The sequence below is a fragment of the Flavobacterium frigoritolerans genome (assembly GCF_025847275.1).
Lineage (GTDB): Bacteria > Bacteroidota > Bacteroidia > Flavobacteriales > Flavobacteriaceae > Flavobacterium > Flavobacterium frigoritolerans.
This window is the reverse complement of the sequence record NZ_JAOZEV010000005.1, coordinates 122,118-139,882: the sequence shown is the minus strand read 5'-3', so window position 1 is coordinate 139,882 and position 17,765 is coordinate 122,118. Positions and strand designations below refer to the sequence as shown.

The 17,765-nt window shown below is 31.8% G+C and carries 15 protein-coding genes; 8 read left to right on the top strand and 7 right to left on the bottom strand.

Annotated elements, in window-relative coordinates; all coding sequences use genetic code 11:
• Positions 1-28: 28 nt before the first annotated feature.
• The 5 genes from OIU80_RS08625 to OIU80_RS08605 all read left to right on the top strand — a co-directional run bounded on the left by OIU80_RS08625 (position 29) and on the right by OIU80_RS08605 (position 4,137).
• Positions 29-1,102: a WG repeat-containing protein gene (locus OIU80_RS08625; RefSeq protein ID WP_264286626.1), complete on the top strand. Its 1,074-nt coding sequence runs from the start codon at positions 29-31 to the stop codon at positions 1,100-1,102.
• Positions 1,103-1,113: 11 nt separating this feature from the next.
• The gene (locus tag OIU80_RS08620) at positions 1,114-2,076 is read left to right on the top strand and encodes a WG repeat-containing protein (protein ID WP_264286625.1); all 963 of its coding nucleotides are present in this window, start codon (positions 1,114-1,116) and stop codon (positions 2,074-2,076) included.
• A 134-nt stretch (positions 2,077-2,210) separates the two neighbouring features.
• Positions 2,211-2,720, top strand: a complete 510-nt coding sequence (locus tag OIU80_RS08615; protein ID WP_264286624.1) for an acyl-CoA thioesterase — start codon at positions 2,211-2,213, stop codon at positions 2,718-2,720.
• Positions 2,721-2,885: 165 nt separating this feature from the next.
• Positions 2,886-3,893 carry a recombinase RecA gene (recA, locus tag OIU80_RS08610; protein ID WP_264286767.1) on the top strand — a complete coding sequence of 336 codons (1,008 nt, stop codon included), beginning with the start codon at positions 2,886-2,888 and terminating at the stop codon, positions 3,891-3,893.
• Positions 3,894-4,008: 115 nt separating this feature from the next.
• On the top strand, positions 4,009-4,137 hold the full coding sequence (locus OIU80_RS08605) for a hypothetical protein (protein ID WP_264286623.1): 129 nt from the start codon (positions 4,009-4,011) through the stop codon (positions 4,135-4,137).
• Between the two features lie 10 nt (positions 4,138-4,147).
• Here the strand turns inward: OIU80_RS08605 and OIU80_RS08600 are convergent, their stop codons facing one another.
• Positions 4,148-4,945, bottom strand: a complete 798-nt coding sequence (locus OIU80_RS08600; RefSeq protein WP_264286622.1) for a lysophospholipid acyltransferase family protein — start codon at positions 4,943-4,945, stop codon at positions 4,148-4,150.
• 382 nt (positions 4,946-5,327) lie between these two features.
• On the opposite strand from OIU80_RS08600, the gene trpS reads away from it, so the two are divergent.
• Positions 5,328-6,299 (top strand): tryptophan--tRNA ligase, encoded by a 972-nt coding sequence (gene trpS, locus OIU80_RS08595; RefSeq protein WP_264286621.1) that lies wholly within the window; start codon positions 5,328-5,330, stop codon positions 6,297-6,299.
• Between the two features lie 151 nt (positions 6,300-6,450).
• On the opposite strand, the gene dprA is transcribed toward trpS, so the two are convergent.
• Positions 6,451-7,551 (bottom strand): DNA-processing protein DprA, encoded by a 1,101-nt coding sequence (dprA, locus tag OIU80_RS08590; RefSeq protein WP_264286620.1) that lies wholly within the window; start codon positions 7,549-7,551, stop codon positions 6,451-6,453.
• Between the two features lie 238 nt (positions 7,552-7,789).
• Between dprA and OIU80_RS08585 the strand changes: the two genes are divergently transcribed.
• A complete protein-coding gene (locus OIU80_RS08585) occupies positions 7,790-8,752 on the top strand; it encodes an HU domain-containing protein (protein ID WP_264286619.1) in 963 nt (320 codons plus the stop codon).
• 188 nt (positions 8,753-8,940) lie between these two features.
• Positions 8,941-9,384 carry a hypothetical protein gene (locus OIU80_RS08580; RefSeq protein ID WP_264286618.1) on the top strand — a complete coding sequence of 148 codons (444 nt, stop codon included), beginning with the start codon at positions 8,941-8,943 and terminating at the stop codon, positions 9,382-9,384.
• Positions 9,385-9,444: 60 nt separating this feature from the next.
• Here the strand turns inward: OIU80_RS08580 and OIU80_RS08575 are convergent, their stop codons facing one another.
• From OIU80_RS08575 to mnmG, 5 genes are all read right to left on the bottom strand, one after another.
• Complete coding sequence (locus OIU80_RS08575; protein WP_264286617.1) at positions 9,445-11,712, bottom strand: helix-turn-helix domain-containing protein; 2,268 nt, start codon at positions 11,710-11,712, stop codon at positions 9,445-9,447.
• A gap of 162 nt (positions 11,713-11,874) precedes the next feature.
• A complete protein-coding gene (locus OIU80_RS08570; protein ID WP_264286616.1) occupies positions 11,875-12,462 on the bottom strand; it encodes an OmpH family outer membrane protein in 588 nt (195 codons plus the stop codon).
• 247 nt (positions 12,463-12,709) lie between these two features.
• On the bottom strand, positions 12,710-13,558 hold the full coding sequence (locus tag OIU80_RS08565) for a class I SAM-dependent methyltransferase (protein ID WP_264286615.1): 849 nt from the start codon (positions 13,556-13,558) through the stop codon (positions 12,710-12,712).
• A 97-nt stretch (positions 13,559-13,655) separates the two neighbouring features.
• On the bottom strand, positions 13,656-14,120 hold the full coding sequence (locus tag OIU80_RS08560) for a GNAT family N-acetyltransferase (protein ID WP_264286614.1): 465 nt from the start codon (positions 14,118-14,120) through the stop codon (positions 13,656-13,658).
• A gap of 1,714 nt (positions 14,121-15,834) precedes the next feature.
• On the bottom strand, positions 15,835-17,706 hold the full coding sequence (gene mnmG, locus OIU80_RS08555; protein ID WP_264286613.1) for a tRNA uridine-5-carboxymethylaminomethyl(34) synthesis enzyme MnmG: 1,872 nt from the start codon (positions 17,704-17,706) through the stop codon (positions 15,835-15,837).
• Positions 17,707-17,765 lie beyond the last annotated feature (59 nt).

The following is a 17,765-nucleotide window of genomic DNA, read 5'->3' as shown; positions in this document are numbered from 1 at the left end:
CTAAACTGCTACGCTATTCTTATAAATCATGAAGACCTTAAATTTAGAAAAATTATTTTTTCCTGTTTTTCTTATTTTATCTTTTTATTCTAAAGCTACAGCTCAGGAATTTTATATCGAGGATTGGAAATTTGGATTAAAAGATACTGCCGGAAACATCCTTATTACAGCGAAGTATGACACAATGGAGTTCATTGAAAATGACCTGATTGTAGTGTCCCTAAATGAGAAATTAGGTCTACTAACCAAAAATGGAGTAGAAATTGTGGCACCTAAATACGATGATATATCTGAGTTTAAAGAAGGATTCGCATATGTAAAACAAAACAAGAAAATTGGTTTTATAAATGCATCTGGACAAGAAATTACACCAATCAAATATAATAAGGTTGTGAGTGAATTTCATAATGGATTTGCGGTAATGCGTATAGATAAAAAATGTACCTTAATTGATAGCAGTGGAATGGAAATTATTTCGATGAAATATGAATCAATAGGTGAATTTGAAGAAGGATTCGCTTATGTCTTTTCTAATAATAAATTTGGCTTTATAAATTCATCCGGTACTGAAATTACACCCCTAAAATATGATAGTGTTACTGATTTTGAAAATGGGAATGCCATAGTTAGAATTGACAACAAGTCGGGATTAATTGATAAGTCTGGACAAGAAATTACTCCTTTAAAATACAATCAGATCAACCCAATAAATGATCTTTTTATAATTAGTATAGACTCAAAAAAAGGTTTAATAGACAAAACAGGAAAAGCAATTACCACTTTAAAATATGATATGGTTTATCCTGCGGAAACTACTAATGACAGAAAGATTATTCAAGTAGAAATTGATAATAAAACAGGATTGTTAGACGAAAAAGGCACAGAAATCACACCTGTAGAATACGATAAAATAGGCTATTTTGGCGATTATACCACTGTCATATTAAACAATAAATATGGATTTATTAATAAGCAAGGAAAAGAGATAGTTGCACCAAAATATAATTACATAGCTCCTTTTAATGGAGAAAAAACAGAAGCCATCCTTAACGGAAAGAAATTTTATATTAATACTAAAGGAGAACAAACGCCTTACAATTAAAACCTAATTTTATGAATCATTTAAAATTAAACAAACACCTACTTTTGCTTTTAATAGCATTCGTATTTCAAACAAAAACTATAGCACAAGAAGCATATTTAGATCCCGAAACTGAAAAATGGGGTTTAATCGATGAGGATAGCAACTATATCCTTGAACCCAAATATGACAAAATGTTTGCTCCCGAAGAAGGTTTTTTCATTGTAGTTACAAACAATAAATATGGCTTTATTGACTTAACTGGAAAAGAAATTTTGGCACCTAAATACAATGAAATTTTCTCGCCAAAAGACGGTTTTTTTGTTATAAGAATCGGGCATAAACATGGTGTTATAGATCAAAATGGAAAAGAAATAGTTTCGCCCAAATATGATGAAGTATATGTTTTTCAAGATGGCTTAGCAATTGTTATTTTAAACGGAAAATGGGGCTTAATTAACACAAGCGGAAAACAAATTACCCCATTAAAATACGATAAAATATATGGTGTTAAAGAAGATTTTTCGATGGTTGTACTTAACAACAAAACAGGATTTGTAGATAGAAGCGGAAAAGAGATTGTTCAACCTAAATACGATGATGCTTTCGGTTTTGATAAGGGAGTAGCAATAGTTGGAAATAAAGATAAATGGGGGTTAATTAACGCCAAAGGAAAGGAAATTACCCCGTTAAAATACGACAAAATATTTGGCCTGGAAGAAAACATCTCGCAAGTTACTCTTAACGGAAAATCAGGATACCTAGACACAACAGGCAAAGAAGTAATTCCATTAAAATATGATATTATCTATGCCTTCGAAGGAGATTATGCACCAGCAAGTATTGGAAATAAATGGGGATTAATTAATAGAAAAGGAGATGTAATCATTCCGTTTAAATACGATTCTATGACTTGCTTTTGTGGAGAAAGAGTAGAAGTTGAACTTAACGGAGAAACATTCTCTTTGAACATCAAAGGAGAACGAATAGATTAGTGCTTTAATAATTTATCAAAAATCTAAGAAAACTTACATTCTAAGAATTCTAATTATTGATTACATTTGACCCAAATAATAAATTTTAATACTTAATAATTAAAGCGTTAAAAATCAACAACATAATAATTACAATGAAACCAAAACATCCTTCAGAATCTTTAACAATATTAACCGATTTGGTTTTACCGAGCGAAACTAATCCTTTAAACAATCTTTTTGGTGGAGAATTATTAGCCCGAATGGATCGTGCTGCAAGTATTGCTGCCCGAAGACATTCACGCCGTATTGTAGTTACTGCATCTGTAAATCACGTTGCTTTTAACAGAGCGATTCCGCTTGGAGCCGTTGTAACAATTGAAGCAAAAGTATCAAGATCTTTTAAAAGTTCTATGGAAATTTTTATTGATGTTTGGGTAGAAGATCGGGAATCAGGATTTCGTACAAAAGCCAACGAAGCAATTTATACTTTTGTCGCAGTTGATGATACAGGGAGACCCGTTGAAGTACCGCCAATTGAGCCTGAAACAGAACTTGAAAAACAACGTTTCGAAGCTGCACTACGCCGTAAACAACTAAGTTTGTTATTGGCAGGAAAAATAAAGCCTGAAGATGCTACAGAACTTAGAGCATTATTTGTATAAAAATAATCTCCAAAAGAGAAAATAAATCCAGTTGCAACTTCAAAAAAAAGAAGTATTTTTACGTCGATTACATGCCAATACAAATCAAATCAAGAAGTTAATACTTTATTGATTTTATATAAAAGAGTTATAAAAATTTAGATGAAAGAAAAAGAAAAAAAAGAGATGAGTTCAGAGAAAGAAGCCAAATTAAAAGCGCTACAACTTACGCTTGATAAACTTGATAAGACTTACGGAAAAGGAACCGTGATGAAAATGGGCGATAAAGCCATTGTTGAAGTAGAAACAATTTCATCAGGATCTTTAGGAGTTGATTTAGCCTTGGGTGTAAACGGTTACCCTAAAGGAAGAATTATAGAAATATACGGACCAGAATCTTCTGGTAAAACTACACTAACATTACATGCTATTGCCGAAGCTCAAAAAGCCGGAGGAATTGCTGCATTTATTGATGCTGAACATGCTTTTGATAGAAATTATGCTGAAAAATTAGGAATCGATATCGAGAACTTAATTATTTCTCAACCAGATAATGGAGAACAAGCACTAGAAATTGCTGAGAACTTAATTCGTTCAGGAGCAATTGATATTGTTGTAATTGACTCTGTTGCAGCGTTAACTCCAAAAAGTGAAATTGAAGGAGAAATGGGAGATTCAAAAATGGGTCTTCATGCTCGTTTAATGTCACAAGCACTTCGTAAACTTACAGGAACTATTAGTAAAACAAACTGTACTGTATTTTTCATTAACCAATTAAGAGAGAAAATTGGTGTAATGTTTGGAAATCCAGAAACAACAACGGGTGGTAATGCATTAAAATTCTACGCTTCAGTACGTTTAGATATTCGTCGTTCATCTCAAATCAAAGACGGTGACAATGTAATTGGTAACAGAACCAAAGTAAAAATCGTTAAAAATAAAGTTGCTCCACCATTTAAAACTGCTGAATTCGACATTATGTACGGAGAAGGAGTTTCTAAAACAGGAGAAATTTTAGATTTAGCTGTTGAATTTGAAATCGTTAAGAAAGCAGGTTCATGGTTTAGCTACGGTGAAACTAAATTAGGACAAGGTCGTGATGCAGTAAAATCACTAATTAAAGATAATCCTGAATTAGCAGATGAACTAGAAGTTAAGATAAAAGCACATATCAAAGAATTGGCAAATGCCTAAAAATAAAAAACCCGAAAATATTTTCGGGTTTTTTTATGCTTTTTACGCAACCTTTTTCAATAAATGACATCTATATAAAGAATACCTGGTTTTAAGCCTTAAAAAGCTTATTTGTATGAATTTTTTAAACATAAAAGATGAAGAAGAAACTGGAAACGTTATTCCAAAAACGCTGGATAACAAAAAGAAAATTAAGAATTGTCATGAATTTTATTTCACAGAAAATCATTCATCGATAGCCTAAAATTTACTTTTTAAGAATTAATACCAGACTGTTCGTTTTGCAAAACAATATCTTCTCTAAAGGTTTTGTCTTTGCGAAAAACTAATAGTTGCTTATAAATCAGTTGTCTGACTTGATCGCGAAGGTCTTTTCTATCTTCGGGATGAAGCGTTGTAGTTTCTATAAACGAATGGATTTTTACTCTCATTTTTCCCGGACTACCACTAAAAAAAGTGTAAGAAAATCGTTTTTTATTGTCAGCATATGTGATTGGAACAATCGGAATATGATGTTCAATTGCCAAACGAAAAGCGCCATCTTTAAATTCATCTAAAACAATCGATTCATCATCAGGAACTCCTCCTTCAGGAAAAATACAAATACTCAATCCCTGATTTAAACGTTTTTGAGCCCTGTTAAAAACATCCATTTTACTTTTTGAAGATTTTCGATCCACTAAAATGCAGGTTCTTTTATAGAAAAAACCAAACAAAGGAATCTTAGAAAGTTCTTTCTTTCCAACAAAAACAAATGGATTTTTAATAATTGCCAACGTGAGCATAATGTCAGTCATCGAAGTATGATTAGCAACAATCATATAACTTTTTTTAGGATCAAGAGCTTGCTCCTTCTCTACTTTGTAGTAAAAACCCATTCCGAAAAGGATGAATTTTGCCCAAATTCTTGCCATTCTAAAAAAATACGGATATCCACTTTCGGTAAGAATCGACAACACTAAAAATGGGAACATTACCAATATTGGGATGGCCATTAAAACATAAAACCAAATACGCCAAATAACCCAAAAAACAATTTTAATTCCTTTCATAAACCCAAAAGTAAGAAAACAGAAGTGAATTTTGCAAAAAAGAATTTACATGCTAAAAAATTAACTGCGAAGAGCGCAAAGTTTTACGCAAAGTTCGCAAAGAATTTTAGCTAAAAAAGCAACGAAAGGAACGCTAATGAAACGGATTTTTTTTCTTCAAGTCATTTCGGAATCGGGATTGTTTGTAAAAATCCGTTTTAATCCGCTTCTTTACTCTGTAAATCAGTTTCATCAGCGTTGCATTATAAACAAAGCCAAAACAACTTTTATTCTATCTAGTGCTAAATTCTTTGTGAACTTATCAGTTAAGAAAACTTTACAAAAAACTTTGTGGACTTTGCGTAAAACTTTGCGAACTTTGCGGTTAAGAAAAAAATTTAGCATGGCAAAAATACTTACAGGCGTACAAAGTACTGGAACGCCACATTTAGGCAACTTATTGGGAGCAATTATTCCTGCAATCGAATTATCTAACAAACCCGAAAACAAATCATTTTTGTTTATCGCTGATTTGCATTCGATTACACAAATAAAAGATGGTAAAACTCTAAGAGAGAATACCTTTAGCGTTGCTTCTGCCTGGCTTGCTTTTGGTTTGGATACTGACCGTGTTACTTTTTACAGACAATCTGATGTTACACAAACAACTGAATTGACTTGGTATTTGAGCTGCTTTTTTCCATTTCAAAGATTGACTTTAGCACATTCATTCAAAGATAAAGCGGATCGTCTTGATGATGTAAACGCAGGTTTATTCTCTTACCCAATGTTAATGGCTGCAGATATTTTACTTTATGATGCTGAATTTGTTCCTGTTGGAAAAGATCAAATGCAACATTTAGAAATTACTCGTGATGTAGCTTCACGTTTTAACCACCAAATGGGTGAAACTTTTGTAATTCCTGAAGTTAAAATTCAAGAAGACAGTATGTTGATTCCTGGAACAAACGGAGGAAAAATGAGTAAATCAGCAAATAATTTCATCAATATATTTTTAGATGACAAAGCATTACGCAAACAAGTCATGAGTATAGAAACTGATAGTACACCACTTGAAGAACCAAAAAATCCTGATACTTGTAATGCATTTGCAATTTATTCTCTTATGGCCAATGAAGATCAAATTGCTGCAATGAGAGCGAATTATTTAGGCGGGAATTATGGTTATGGTCACGCCAAACAAGCTTTATTTGAATTGATTACTGAGAAATTCAAAACAGAAAGAGAAAAATACAATTACTACATCAATAACCTGGACGAAGTAGATGCTTTACTTAAAAAAGGAGCTTCAAAAGCAGCCGTTATTGCTAATGAAGTTCTGGAGAGAGTACGAGTAAAACTAGGGTTTAACTAGAAAAATTAAAAATAAATATTACACCTGCAAAGTCTCCTAAAGATTTTGCAGGTTTTTTTGTTATAACAATCTCACTAAATCGATTTAGTAGTTTCATGAACAGTTTAGATAAAAAGAGCTAGCTAAATATTAAATCGTAATCAGATAAAAATCAAATCGCCTCAAACAATTTCCCAGGCAAAGGACGAATAACTCCCTTAAGTTCCATATTTAGTAGCAATCCTGAGATTTTATAAATCGGAAAATCACATCTCAAAGCAATAGTATCCATCAAATCTTTACCTGTTTTTATTAAATAATCATAAATCTTCTGTTCATCAGGTTCTAATTCAACAAATAGTTGTTTCTGTATTGGTTTTGGCTTGTTTTCGACGTCCCAGTTCAAAATATAAATCAAATCGGCTGCATTGGTCAGTACGTTTGCTTTCTGAGTTTTAATCAAGTTATTACAACCCTGACTGTATTTGTCGGTTATACGCCCTGGAACTGCAAAAACATCTCGATTATAATCATTTGCTATGTTGGCAGTAATAAGTGAGCCGCCTCTATCAGCAGATTCAATTACTATTGTAGCCTCGCTTATCCCTGCAACAATACGGTTTCGACGCACAAAATTTTCTTTATCAGGATTGGAAGAACTCCAAAATTCAGTCATAAAACCACCGTTTTGCTCCACTTGAGCAACATACTTTTTATGCGCTTTAGGGTATATTTGATTTAAACCATGTGCAACAACACCAATAGTCTGAAGATTATTCTCAATTGCCAATTGATGCGCAACAATATCCACTCCATAAGCAAAACCGCTTACAATAACAGGATCTAAAGGAGCCAAATCTTCTATTAGTTTTTTACAAAATTCCATTCCGTATGATGTGATTTGTCGCGTTCCAACGATACTTATGATTTTTTTATTCTTCAAATCAATATTTCCTGAGCTAAATAATAAAACTGGTGCATCGATACAATGTTTTAATCGGTCGGGATAGTTTTTTTCGTCAAAAAACGTTACATTAATGTCATTTGACGCTATAAAATCGAATTCTTTTTGTGCTTTTTCAAAAATTGATTTTTCTTTAATATTCTTTAATAAAACTGCTCCAACACCTTCAATTAAAGAAAGTTGTGAAGGTTTTGTTTTAAAAATATCTTCAGCGGTACCACATTGCAATAACAACCTTTTTGCCATTATATCTCCCACTCCTTCAACACTTTGTAGTGCTAATAAATAAAATAAATCTTGCTCAGACATTAGCTACATTAATTTGGTTATTCAAATAAAATAAAAATCGTATTTCTCAATTACAAAGATGGTTGTTTTAGGTAAATTCTTGCCAAAAAAATAAATTTAAAAAAAACAAAGTAAAAGATTCAAAAAAGCACAAAATCATAAATAACTGGATTTTAATTGTTTAAACAAAAAAGATAATTGTTAATAAAAATTGTGAATAAAATTTTGATAACTATTTTCCTTGCCTAACTTTGTTACTATGAAAATCGAAACTTACATCGCGCAGTTATTGTATCGTTATCAGTGTGTAACGGTTCCTGGGTTTGGAGCTTTTTTAACCGAAATTCAATCGGCCCAACTTAATGAAGGTTCAAATTCATTTTTTCCACCAAAAAAATTAATTTCTTTCAACCCACATATCAAAAACAACGATGGTTTGTTAGCAAATCATATTGCTCTTACCGAAAAAACATCGTATAAATTTGCTGTGAGTGCAGTTCATTTTGAAGTTTTGACTTGGAAAAAAGAATTAGAGGATAATGGTTTCCTTTCTATTAAAAATGTTGGTCAAATTCGAATGAATGCGGAAAAAAACCTAGTGTTTACTCCAAATGATCAAAAGAATTATCTGGCAACTTCATTTGGTTTAAGCCCATTTGTTTCACCAATGGTTAAAAGAGAATCTTTTGAAAAACAACTTGAATCTTTAGAATTAGAAACAGTTGAAGAAAAAGAACCTGTAACTTTATATTCAGCTTATAAAGGATCAAATTCTTATTTAAAATATGCTGCTATTTTTGTACTTACATTAGGAGTTACAGGAAGTATTGGTTACCCAATGTACCAAAACCAAATTGCTAGTCAAACTGTTCTTGTAGAAACAGCTGTTCAAAAACAAGTTCAGAATAAAATTCAAGAAGCCACATTCTTTATAAAAAATCCACTACCAGCTGTAACTGTTACTCTTGCTGTAAAAGAAGAAAAGTTAACAATGCCTTATCATATTATGGCAGGTGCTTTTAGAAGTGAAAAAAATGCTCAAAAGGCTTACAACAGATTGAAAAAAGCTGGATTTGATGCTAGAATAATACCTGCAAACAGACATGGACTTTTCCCTGTTTTATATGGTAGTTATGCCACAATGCGTGAAGCAGAAAAAGCACAAAGAGAGATTCAGAATACTATAAATCCAGAAGCTTGGATATTAATAGAAACGCTATAAATTCTATAAAAACCTTTGGTTTACATTAGAGATTATATACCCTACTTAACGAAACACCATTTTGTATTTATTACAAAATGGTGTTTTTTTATACAATAAAACCATTCTAAATAACCTAAAATGAACAGATTAATTTGCTTTGGAACAGTATTTGTACGAATATTATAAAATATTTAAATATTAATAGCATGAGAATACTACAAAATTTAGGCTTAGCAGTTTGTCTTTTTATTACATCACAATCTTTTTATGGACAGGAAACAACTACAAATAGTTCAAATCAAGAAATTCTTTTAAATAAAGAAAAAGAAAACGCAAAAAGAGCATTAGACAATCAAAAAGAATTAAAAAAAAGACAAGACCTTTTAAAACAAGACCAAGATAAAGCTTTAAAACGTCAAAAAAAGATTGAGTCCGCTCAAAATAAGATAGAAAGAACTAAAAAAGACATCAAAAAGACGGAGGATAAAAATCTAAAAATTCAAGACGAATTAAAGCTCAATAAACTTCCTGAAAACAAAGTTCACCAAAGAAAAATAAAATCTAAACAATATGAACTTGAAGTTTTAAAACTGCAATCAAAACTAACTCAACAGCAACAAGCTCTGAGTAAACTTTTAGATTCTAAATAAAAATAAATCCAACAAAAAACCTATTCTTCCGAATAGGTTTTTCTTTTTAAAATCAATTCCTTAATTCAAACTTGCTTTAAACATTCGCAATTCATCCCAAGTAAATTTTTCTCCATGTTGCTCTTTCAAACCAGTTAGCGATTCTTCTTGATAGAACTGAAAAGCCTCGGTTAATGCAGTAATTTTATCTGGAGATAAAACATCTTCAATCTTAATCTTTTTTTCTTGAATCAATTTTACAAAATGAGATTCAATAGTTTGAGTAGTCAGTTTACGAATAGTAGCAATTTCCTTAATTGATATTTTTTCAAGCCATAATTCATACGTCTCTTCTACTGTCGATTTTTTTACTGTTTTCTCTTTCGTGGGCTTTGCTGAATAACGTCTGATAGGCTCATCATCATCAATTAAGTCACTATTTTTATTTTTAAAATTTTCTTGAATAATCGTTGTTTTCTTGGACTTGTAATTTTTAATCTCAGGCGAAGTTAATTTCTCTTTGGATATAGTTTCACCAGCCACAACCGTTTCAATCAATAAACGGGCTTTAAATAGGCGCAAAACAGCTTTGGTCTGCAGTTCTTCCAGTAAATTTAATTCATCATAAAAAGCTTTCATTTTTTTTGCACGCTGAATTTCTTCCATTTTATACAAAAGCTCATCAACCAATTCGTCCATAGGTTTTAGAAAATAGCCGTAAGCTGCCTCTATCCGTTCAGAAACATGCATTAAATCAACCGTTTCATTGTTAAAAATTCTATTTAACTGAACAATGAACTTTTTTGCAGGATCGACAAGTGATTCTATAATCAAAGTTTGTTTCTTAGCCCATGTAGCATGTTTTGCTTTTTGAGAATTTTCAGATTTATCATTGTAGCTGTATTGGTGATTGCGCCATTCTTGCGCTAAATCAGACCAATCGAAACTGTTAGTCAAATACTTATGAATAAAATTCTTTGTTTCAAAGTGCAGCGAATTCTTCAATAATTCTTCTGAAGCTTTATTTAAAGCGTAATCCATCACATCTTGGTCGTTAGAAATACCGTTCATCCGCAGCGGAGAAAGCAAAATAAGCCCGTTTAAAGAACGCAAACGTGACAATGCAACATATGCTTGTCCTGGAAGAAAAACTTGCGATACATCGAGTGCAGCTTTGTCAAAAGTCAAACCTTGACTTTTATGAACCGTAATTGCCCAAGCAAGCTTGATCGGATATTGCACAAAAGTACCCAGAACCTCCTCCTCTATTTCCTGAGTCATTTCATCGACTTTGTAACGAATATTCTGCCATTCATATTTTTCAACTTCAATGGTTTTATCTTCTTCTGGAAAATGAACCCTAATTTCCTGACTCGAAAGGGACTTAATCACACCCATTTTTCCGTTGAAATAATTTTTATCAAAAGACAAATCATTCTTAACAAACATAACCTGAGCCCCTACTTTAAGTTGAAGATTTGGGTCAAGCGGATATATTTTTTCAGGAAAATCACCTACAATATCAGGAAAATAATTATTCATTTTTCCTTTTAAATCATTGATTGCCTGATTGTTAATAGTATCAGCTTTGGCATTATGCGTAGTAAGTGTTATATAACCTGGATTGTTTTTTAAGTCAAAATCAGGCTGAACATACTGATTCAAACTCTGAATATCTTGTGGAGTAATCTGGTTGTTTCTCAGATTATTCAATACCGAAATAAACGAATCATCTGTTTGGCGGAAAATTTTAGATAATTCAATATACAAAGGCGGATTTTGTTGAATTACATGCGAATGAAAAAAGAATTTTCCGCGGTAATACGTTCTCAAAGTTCTCCATTCTTCATCACGAATTACTGGAGGTAATTGCAATAAATCACCAATAAATAGAACCTGAACTCCACCAAATGGATAACTATTTTTACGAACTGTTTGCATCATAAAGTCCATTGCATCAAGTAAATCTGCACGTAGCATACTTACTTCATCAATAACTAGGAGCTCCATATTTCGGATAACAGCACGCTTTACATTATTCATTTTAAAATGCCTGCGTAAAGTTGCTTTCGTTTCAAACTTAGTAGTTTCAGAAAATTGTGGTGATGAATTATCCGGAATAAATCCTGCAAATGGCAACTGAAACATAGAGTGAATCGTAACACCACCAGCATTAAGTGCAGCAATACCTGTTGGCGCAACCACAACTGTATTTTTATGCGTTGTTTCAATAATTTCACGCAATAAAGTAGTTTTTCCTGTCCCAGCTTTTCCTGTAAGAAAAACGGAACGTTGCGTTTGATTAATAAACTGTAATGTATAAGCTGCGGCTTCGGAAATATTTTGCATTTGGCTTGTATTTTAATACTAATAATGAATCGAAATTCATATCAAAAAATCATTTTACAAAAATAGAAGAACATATTGAGTAAAAGACCAACTTGCAGATATTTTATAATAAAAAAAGCCTATATCCAGAAAGATATAGGCTTTAAAAATAGTTTGTTTGTATTATTTTTTAACTGCTGCTGAGTCTTTTGTTTTAGCATCAGTTTTAGTATCAAGTTTTGTTCCCGCTTTGTAGTTGTCATTCAAAGCTTTAACAATATCTTTTGTAATATCATATTTATCTTCTGCATATAAAATTGATGCAGCATCTCCTGTACCGTAAATGTAAGAGTATCCTTTTTCTTTACCGTAATTCTTGATAAATTTTTTAACTCCAGTAACTAAAGTGTCCATTTCTGCACCACTTTCTTGCTGTAATTGTTGAGCAAGAGCTTGTTGAGCATACCCTAATTGTTGTTCTCTTTTTTGCAACTCAGCACCTCTTTGTTGCGCCCATGCTTGCCCATTTGCTTGTGCCTGACTTTGAAAATTAGAAGCATCTTGTTTGAAACGAGTAATCTCCGCTTGAAGCTGTCTTCCTTTTTCCTCTGCTTGTGCTTTGTATTTAGCTTCAAGATCTTTTGCTTCTGTGTACTCTTTCATTAAAACTGAAGTGTCAACGTAAGCTGTTTTTACTTCCTTAACTTCTGCTGTTTTATTACAAGCAACAACTGAAATCGAAAGTGCGATAATTACTAATGCTTTTTTCATTTTGTTAATTTCTATTTTTTTTAAAGTATGAAAGACAAAAATATAAAAAAATCAATAGCATCGACATAAAGTTTAAAAAATGCTCGATTTTTCTAGTATCAATTTTTGTTATCAAACCCCAATTTTATATAATTTACTACTATTAATACTGGATTTATTAACTCTCTTTTAAGGCGTTTTCTCAAAAAGGGAATACAAAGACATGATTACCTCTTAAAACACTCCGTAAAGCGGCTAAAAATGCGTTTTACTTGTTTTTTAAGACATAAATGTGTGATGAATATTCTAAAGTACGCTTAGCTTTCCAATTTGATTTTAATCCGATAAAAAACGCCGTTAGGTAATTCATTTTTCCTGTTTTGTATTTTTCAGAAAGTAAGCTCACATAAAATGAATCAAATTTCATCGGGAGAATTTTTTCCAGACGCATATCTACTTTTTCAAAAAGGGACTGAATCGCTTTTTTTGAGAAATGCCAAAAATGAATTGGCACATCATAAGCCGCCCAAAAAGTTTTATAATGATTTGCATCGAAAGATTTAAAATTCGGAACTGCTACAATTAACGTTCCAGTTGGTTTTAATAATCGTTTCAATTCCTGAATTTGAAATTCTAAATTTGGAACGTGTTCCAAAACGTGCCACATCGTAATTACGTCGAAAGAATTATTTTCCAAGTCGGCAATTTTTTCTACAAAAGAAATTCCTTTTTTGATTGCGATAGATTTTGCTCTGTCGCTCGGTTCCACTCCAACAGTATTCCAACCGTTATCTTTTGCCGTTAATAAAAAATCTCCAGTTCCGGCACCAATATCCAAAATTCTTCCTTTTTGCGGATTTTCAGAATTAATCAAATTCAACTTATTTTTCAGTGCGATATTTTTAACAACGTGATAAGCTTTTTCAAATAACGAACGTTTGTTATCTGTGTGCGAAATATAATCTTCGCTTTCATAATATTTCCCCAAATTATTTTCATCGGGTTGTGGAGATGTGATTAGCATGTCCAAAGTTTCATCGTAATACAATTCAAAAGTTTCTTTAGAAACAGAGTGATCTTTTACAGTAAGAAAATGTTTTTTGTTTAAAACGTCCATTTTATAATTATTGGTATTTTGGTTTATTCCTATAGCAAACCCAAAAAACGGAAATTTCCTTTTTTGGGTTTCTTGTTCTTAATATTTTATTTTTTCTCTAACGCTTCCAATTTATTTTGACCGCTGATATTTTTTCGTTTTCAATTCTATTTTCTGCGCAAATTGTAAATCCATTTTTTACATAAAACGCCAATGGCGATTTATATGGCATTTTGTTGTTTTTAATTTCATTATCATGATCTATAACCCAACCATTCAAATTGTTCTTATTCTTTTTTAATTCTTCAATTAACAACGAGCCTTTTCCTCTTCCTTGAATTTGATTGTCAATAATAATTGCAAACCAATCCTCATTGTCTCTCAAAAAAGCAAACGCCCATCCTCTGATTATATTCTCATCATCAATTAAAAAATGATGTTTTACATTCGACAAACTATTTAAATACAAATCAAAATCATGAATTGTATCATGATTTAAATTCTTTGGATATTCATTGTTCCAAAGTTGCAATAAGGTTTCTTTCTGTTCTAATGATAAAAATTCTACTTGAACTATCTTCATATTTTAAAAACTTAAAAAATCAATTTAATCAACAAAGTCAAGACTTCACAAAGTAGTTTCACGTGGAACATACAATTTAAGATTTCTGATGTTTGATGTTTGATGTTTGATTTTAGATTGCAAAAACAATACATATTAAAAATTCAATTTATAACCCAAAACTAAGAATTTACAAAGCTTATTCAGGTTACTCAAATTTTATACAACATTCCATCAGAATCGAAACTTGGAATATCTTCCTTTCAATATCATTTCATAAAGGAAATCTACAAAACTAATATTGCACAAACTTAATAATTCAGATTAAAGAAACCATTATTAAACTGAAATTTCATTTTTATTTAATAAATCTAATAATACTCAAAACAAATTCTCCTCTGCTTCTATTTCTGAAACAATTCAGCAATTCAGTTTGTTTTATAATCATCATGAAAAATTAAAAAATTAAAAGTAAAATCACTCAGAAGTATTAATTAAGAATACAAATATAATAATTATCCAAAATTTTGATTTCTCAGCAAATTCAAGAATTCACAAAACATATTCTCTCCTACTTCAACTTCAAAAACAATTCTGAAGAATTACATCACAGTAGGTTTTCTTTTTATACATCAATCCTAAAAAACATCCCGTTCCACTGTTTTGATTAAGAATAAAACAAAAATCATCAAAAAAGATAAATTCAGAATAAAAACACACTTTTTATATAAAATTGAATCCAAATTAAATTCAAGAACACACAAGTTAATTTCGCGTCTGCATCAATTTCAAATTACAATTCAGTTAAGATGCACTGCAAAGCGTATTTATTTTATATCATTTCATTCAAAAAATCGATAATTGCAACAATGTATCAATTCATGTTAGATAATACTTATTCACTCTTAAAATCAATCTTAGCTCGAAGCTCAATGTCATCAAGTTAAAAAACATCTTTAATTCTTTGCCTAATAAATCTCAACCAAAGATGTAAAAACGCAAAGGTTTGTCATCTCGGCCGAGGTAGCTCTAGCGATCGCAAACAGACGAAGTAAATCACTCTTAGTAACATCATAAAGGAATCTAATATTTGTCGAGCTTCTCGCGGAGATTTCTTCTCCATTAAAAAGACAATATTATATTTAATCATTGCTTCTTTAAAGAAATTAAAGAGCTTAACTTAATTACAATTCACTTCACACAGAAACTTATAATTCGCAAAACAGTTACTAACCTGCTATAATTACAAAAACATTAATAGCCTAGAAATTCAATTCAACTTGAAAAACAACTATTATCGAAGCAGATTCACATCTACACAAATTAAAAATTACGATTTCAAACTACGTAATATACCCCCTCTTCCATTACAATTATAATTTCTCTGCAAAGACTAAACGTAATTTTAAAAGAATAAATTATTCTAAATCTAAAAACATCAATAAAATCAAGGCTTAACAAAGTAGTTTCACGTGGAACATTAATTTAAGATTTTTAAATTAAGATTAAAAATCTAATCTATATCTAAAAGCTGAATCACAATTTAAACTATCAACTTAAAAGTTTACTCAGGACTAAATTAATTTCTAAATAATACCTAAAACAAAAAAACCTTAACAAAGTCAAGGCTTAACAAAATAGTTTCACGTGGAACACTATGTTTTAAATTATAGATTAAAGAATTCAGATTGTAGATTCCATAAATATAAACACTACAATCTGAACTCTACAATTCTTATCTTCCCATATAAATAAGTAAAACCGAAATGTCACTTGGAGAAACTCCGCTAATCCTTGAAGCTTGAGAAATCGTCACCGGACGAATTTTAGCTAGTTTTTGCTTAGCCTCTATTGACATCGATTTAATTTTATTATAATCGAAATTTTCAGGAATTTTCACTTCTTCTAATCTTGTTAGCTTATCAGCGTTATTTCTTTCCTTTTCGATATAACCAGAATATTTAACCTGTATTTCGGCTTGTTCTAAAATCTCTTGATCTAAATCATTTGATTCTATATACTCTTTTACTTTCTCAAATTTCTTAATATCCTCCAAATCTATTTGAGGACGAGAGAATACTTTAAACATTTTATCACCTTGAGAAATCAATGCCGTCCCCTTAGATTCTAAAATAGGATTTGCTTCTGCAACAGAAACACTCGTTTCTTTAAAGAACGCAACCATTTTTTCTGATTCATTCAATTTATGCTCCATTCTACGTAAACGCTTCTCTGAAGCCAAACCAATTTCATAAGCCATTGGTGTTAATCTAAAGTCGGCATTATCTTGACGCAACAACGTTCTATATTCTGCACGAGACGTAAACATACGATAAGGCTCTTCTGTTCCTTTCGTAATTAAGTCATCTATTAAAACACCAATATACGCTTCGTCACGTTTTAAGATTAATGGCGCTTTTTCATGCACTTTTAAATGCGCATTAATTCCAGCCATTAAACCTTGCGAAGCTGCTTCTTCATATCCTGTTGTTCCGTTTATCTGTCCAGCAAAATATAAACCTTCTACTAATTTAGTTTCGAGCGTATGTTTTAATTGTGTTGGCGGAAAATAATCATATTCGATTGCATATCCAGGACGGAAAAATTTCACGTTCTCAAAACCTACAACAGTACGCAAAGCTTTAAACTGAATATCCTCAGGCAAAGATGTAGAAAATCCGTTTACATAAACCTCACAAGTATTCCATCCTTCTGGCTCAACAAATAACTGGTGACGTTCTTTATCTGCAAAACGATTAATCTTATCTTCAATAGATGGACAATATCTCGGGCCAATACTTTTAATTCTTCCATTAAACATTGGCGAACGGTCAAAACCAGATCTCAAAATATCATGCACATCCAAGGATGTGTATGTCATGTGACAAGACCTTTGATGAACCAACGGTGAAGTAACATCCGAATATGAAAACTTATCCGGTTTAGCATCTCCCTTTTCTTCGTTCATTTTAGAATAATCTAAAGAACGACCATCCACTCGTGGAGGCGTTCCTGTTTTCATTCTTCCAGATTCAAAACCTGCCTGAACCAAATCTTCAGTGATTCCGTATGCAGCACTTTCGCCTGCTCTACCTCCACCGAATTGTTTATCTCCAATATGAATCAAACCGTTCAAGAAAGTTCCATTTGTCAAGACAACCGATTTAGAACGAATTTCGATCCCAAGCGAAGTTCTAACTCCTTTTATCTTTCCGTTTTCGATTATCAAACCCTTCACCATTTCTTGGTAAAAATCAAGATTAGGAGTTCCTTCCAACATCATTCGCCATTCTTCAGCAAAACGCATTCGATCACTTTGAACCCTTGGCGACCACATTGCAGGTCCTTTTGATTTGTTCAACATCTTAAATTGAATTGCCGTGCGGTCGGAAACAATTCCTGAATATCCGCCAAGCGCATCAATCTCACGTACAATTTGTCCTTTGGCAATTCCTCCCATTGCAGGATTGCAAGACATCTGCGCAATGTTTTGCAAACTCATTGTTACAAGCAAAGTTTTTGATCCAAGATTCGCGGCCGCTGCCGCGGCCTCTGAGCCAGCGTGACCTGCGCCAACTACAATAACATCGTATTCTTCTAAAAACATTTTTTGATATAGATTTCTTCTAACGTTCCACGTGGAACAAGTTAAAAACAAATTAAAAT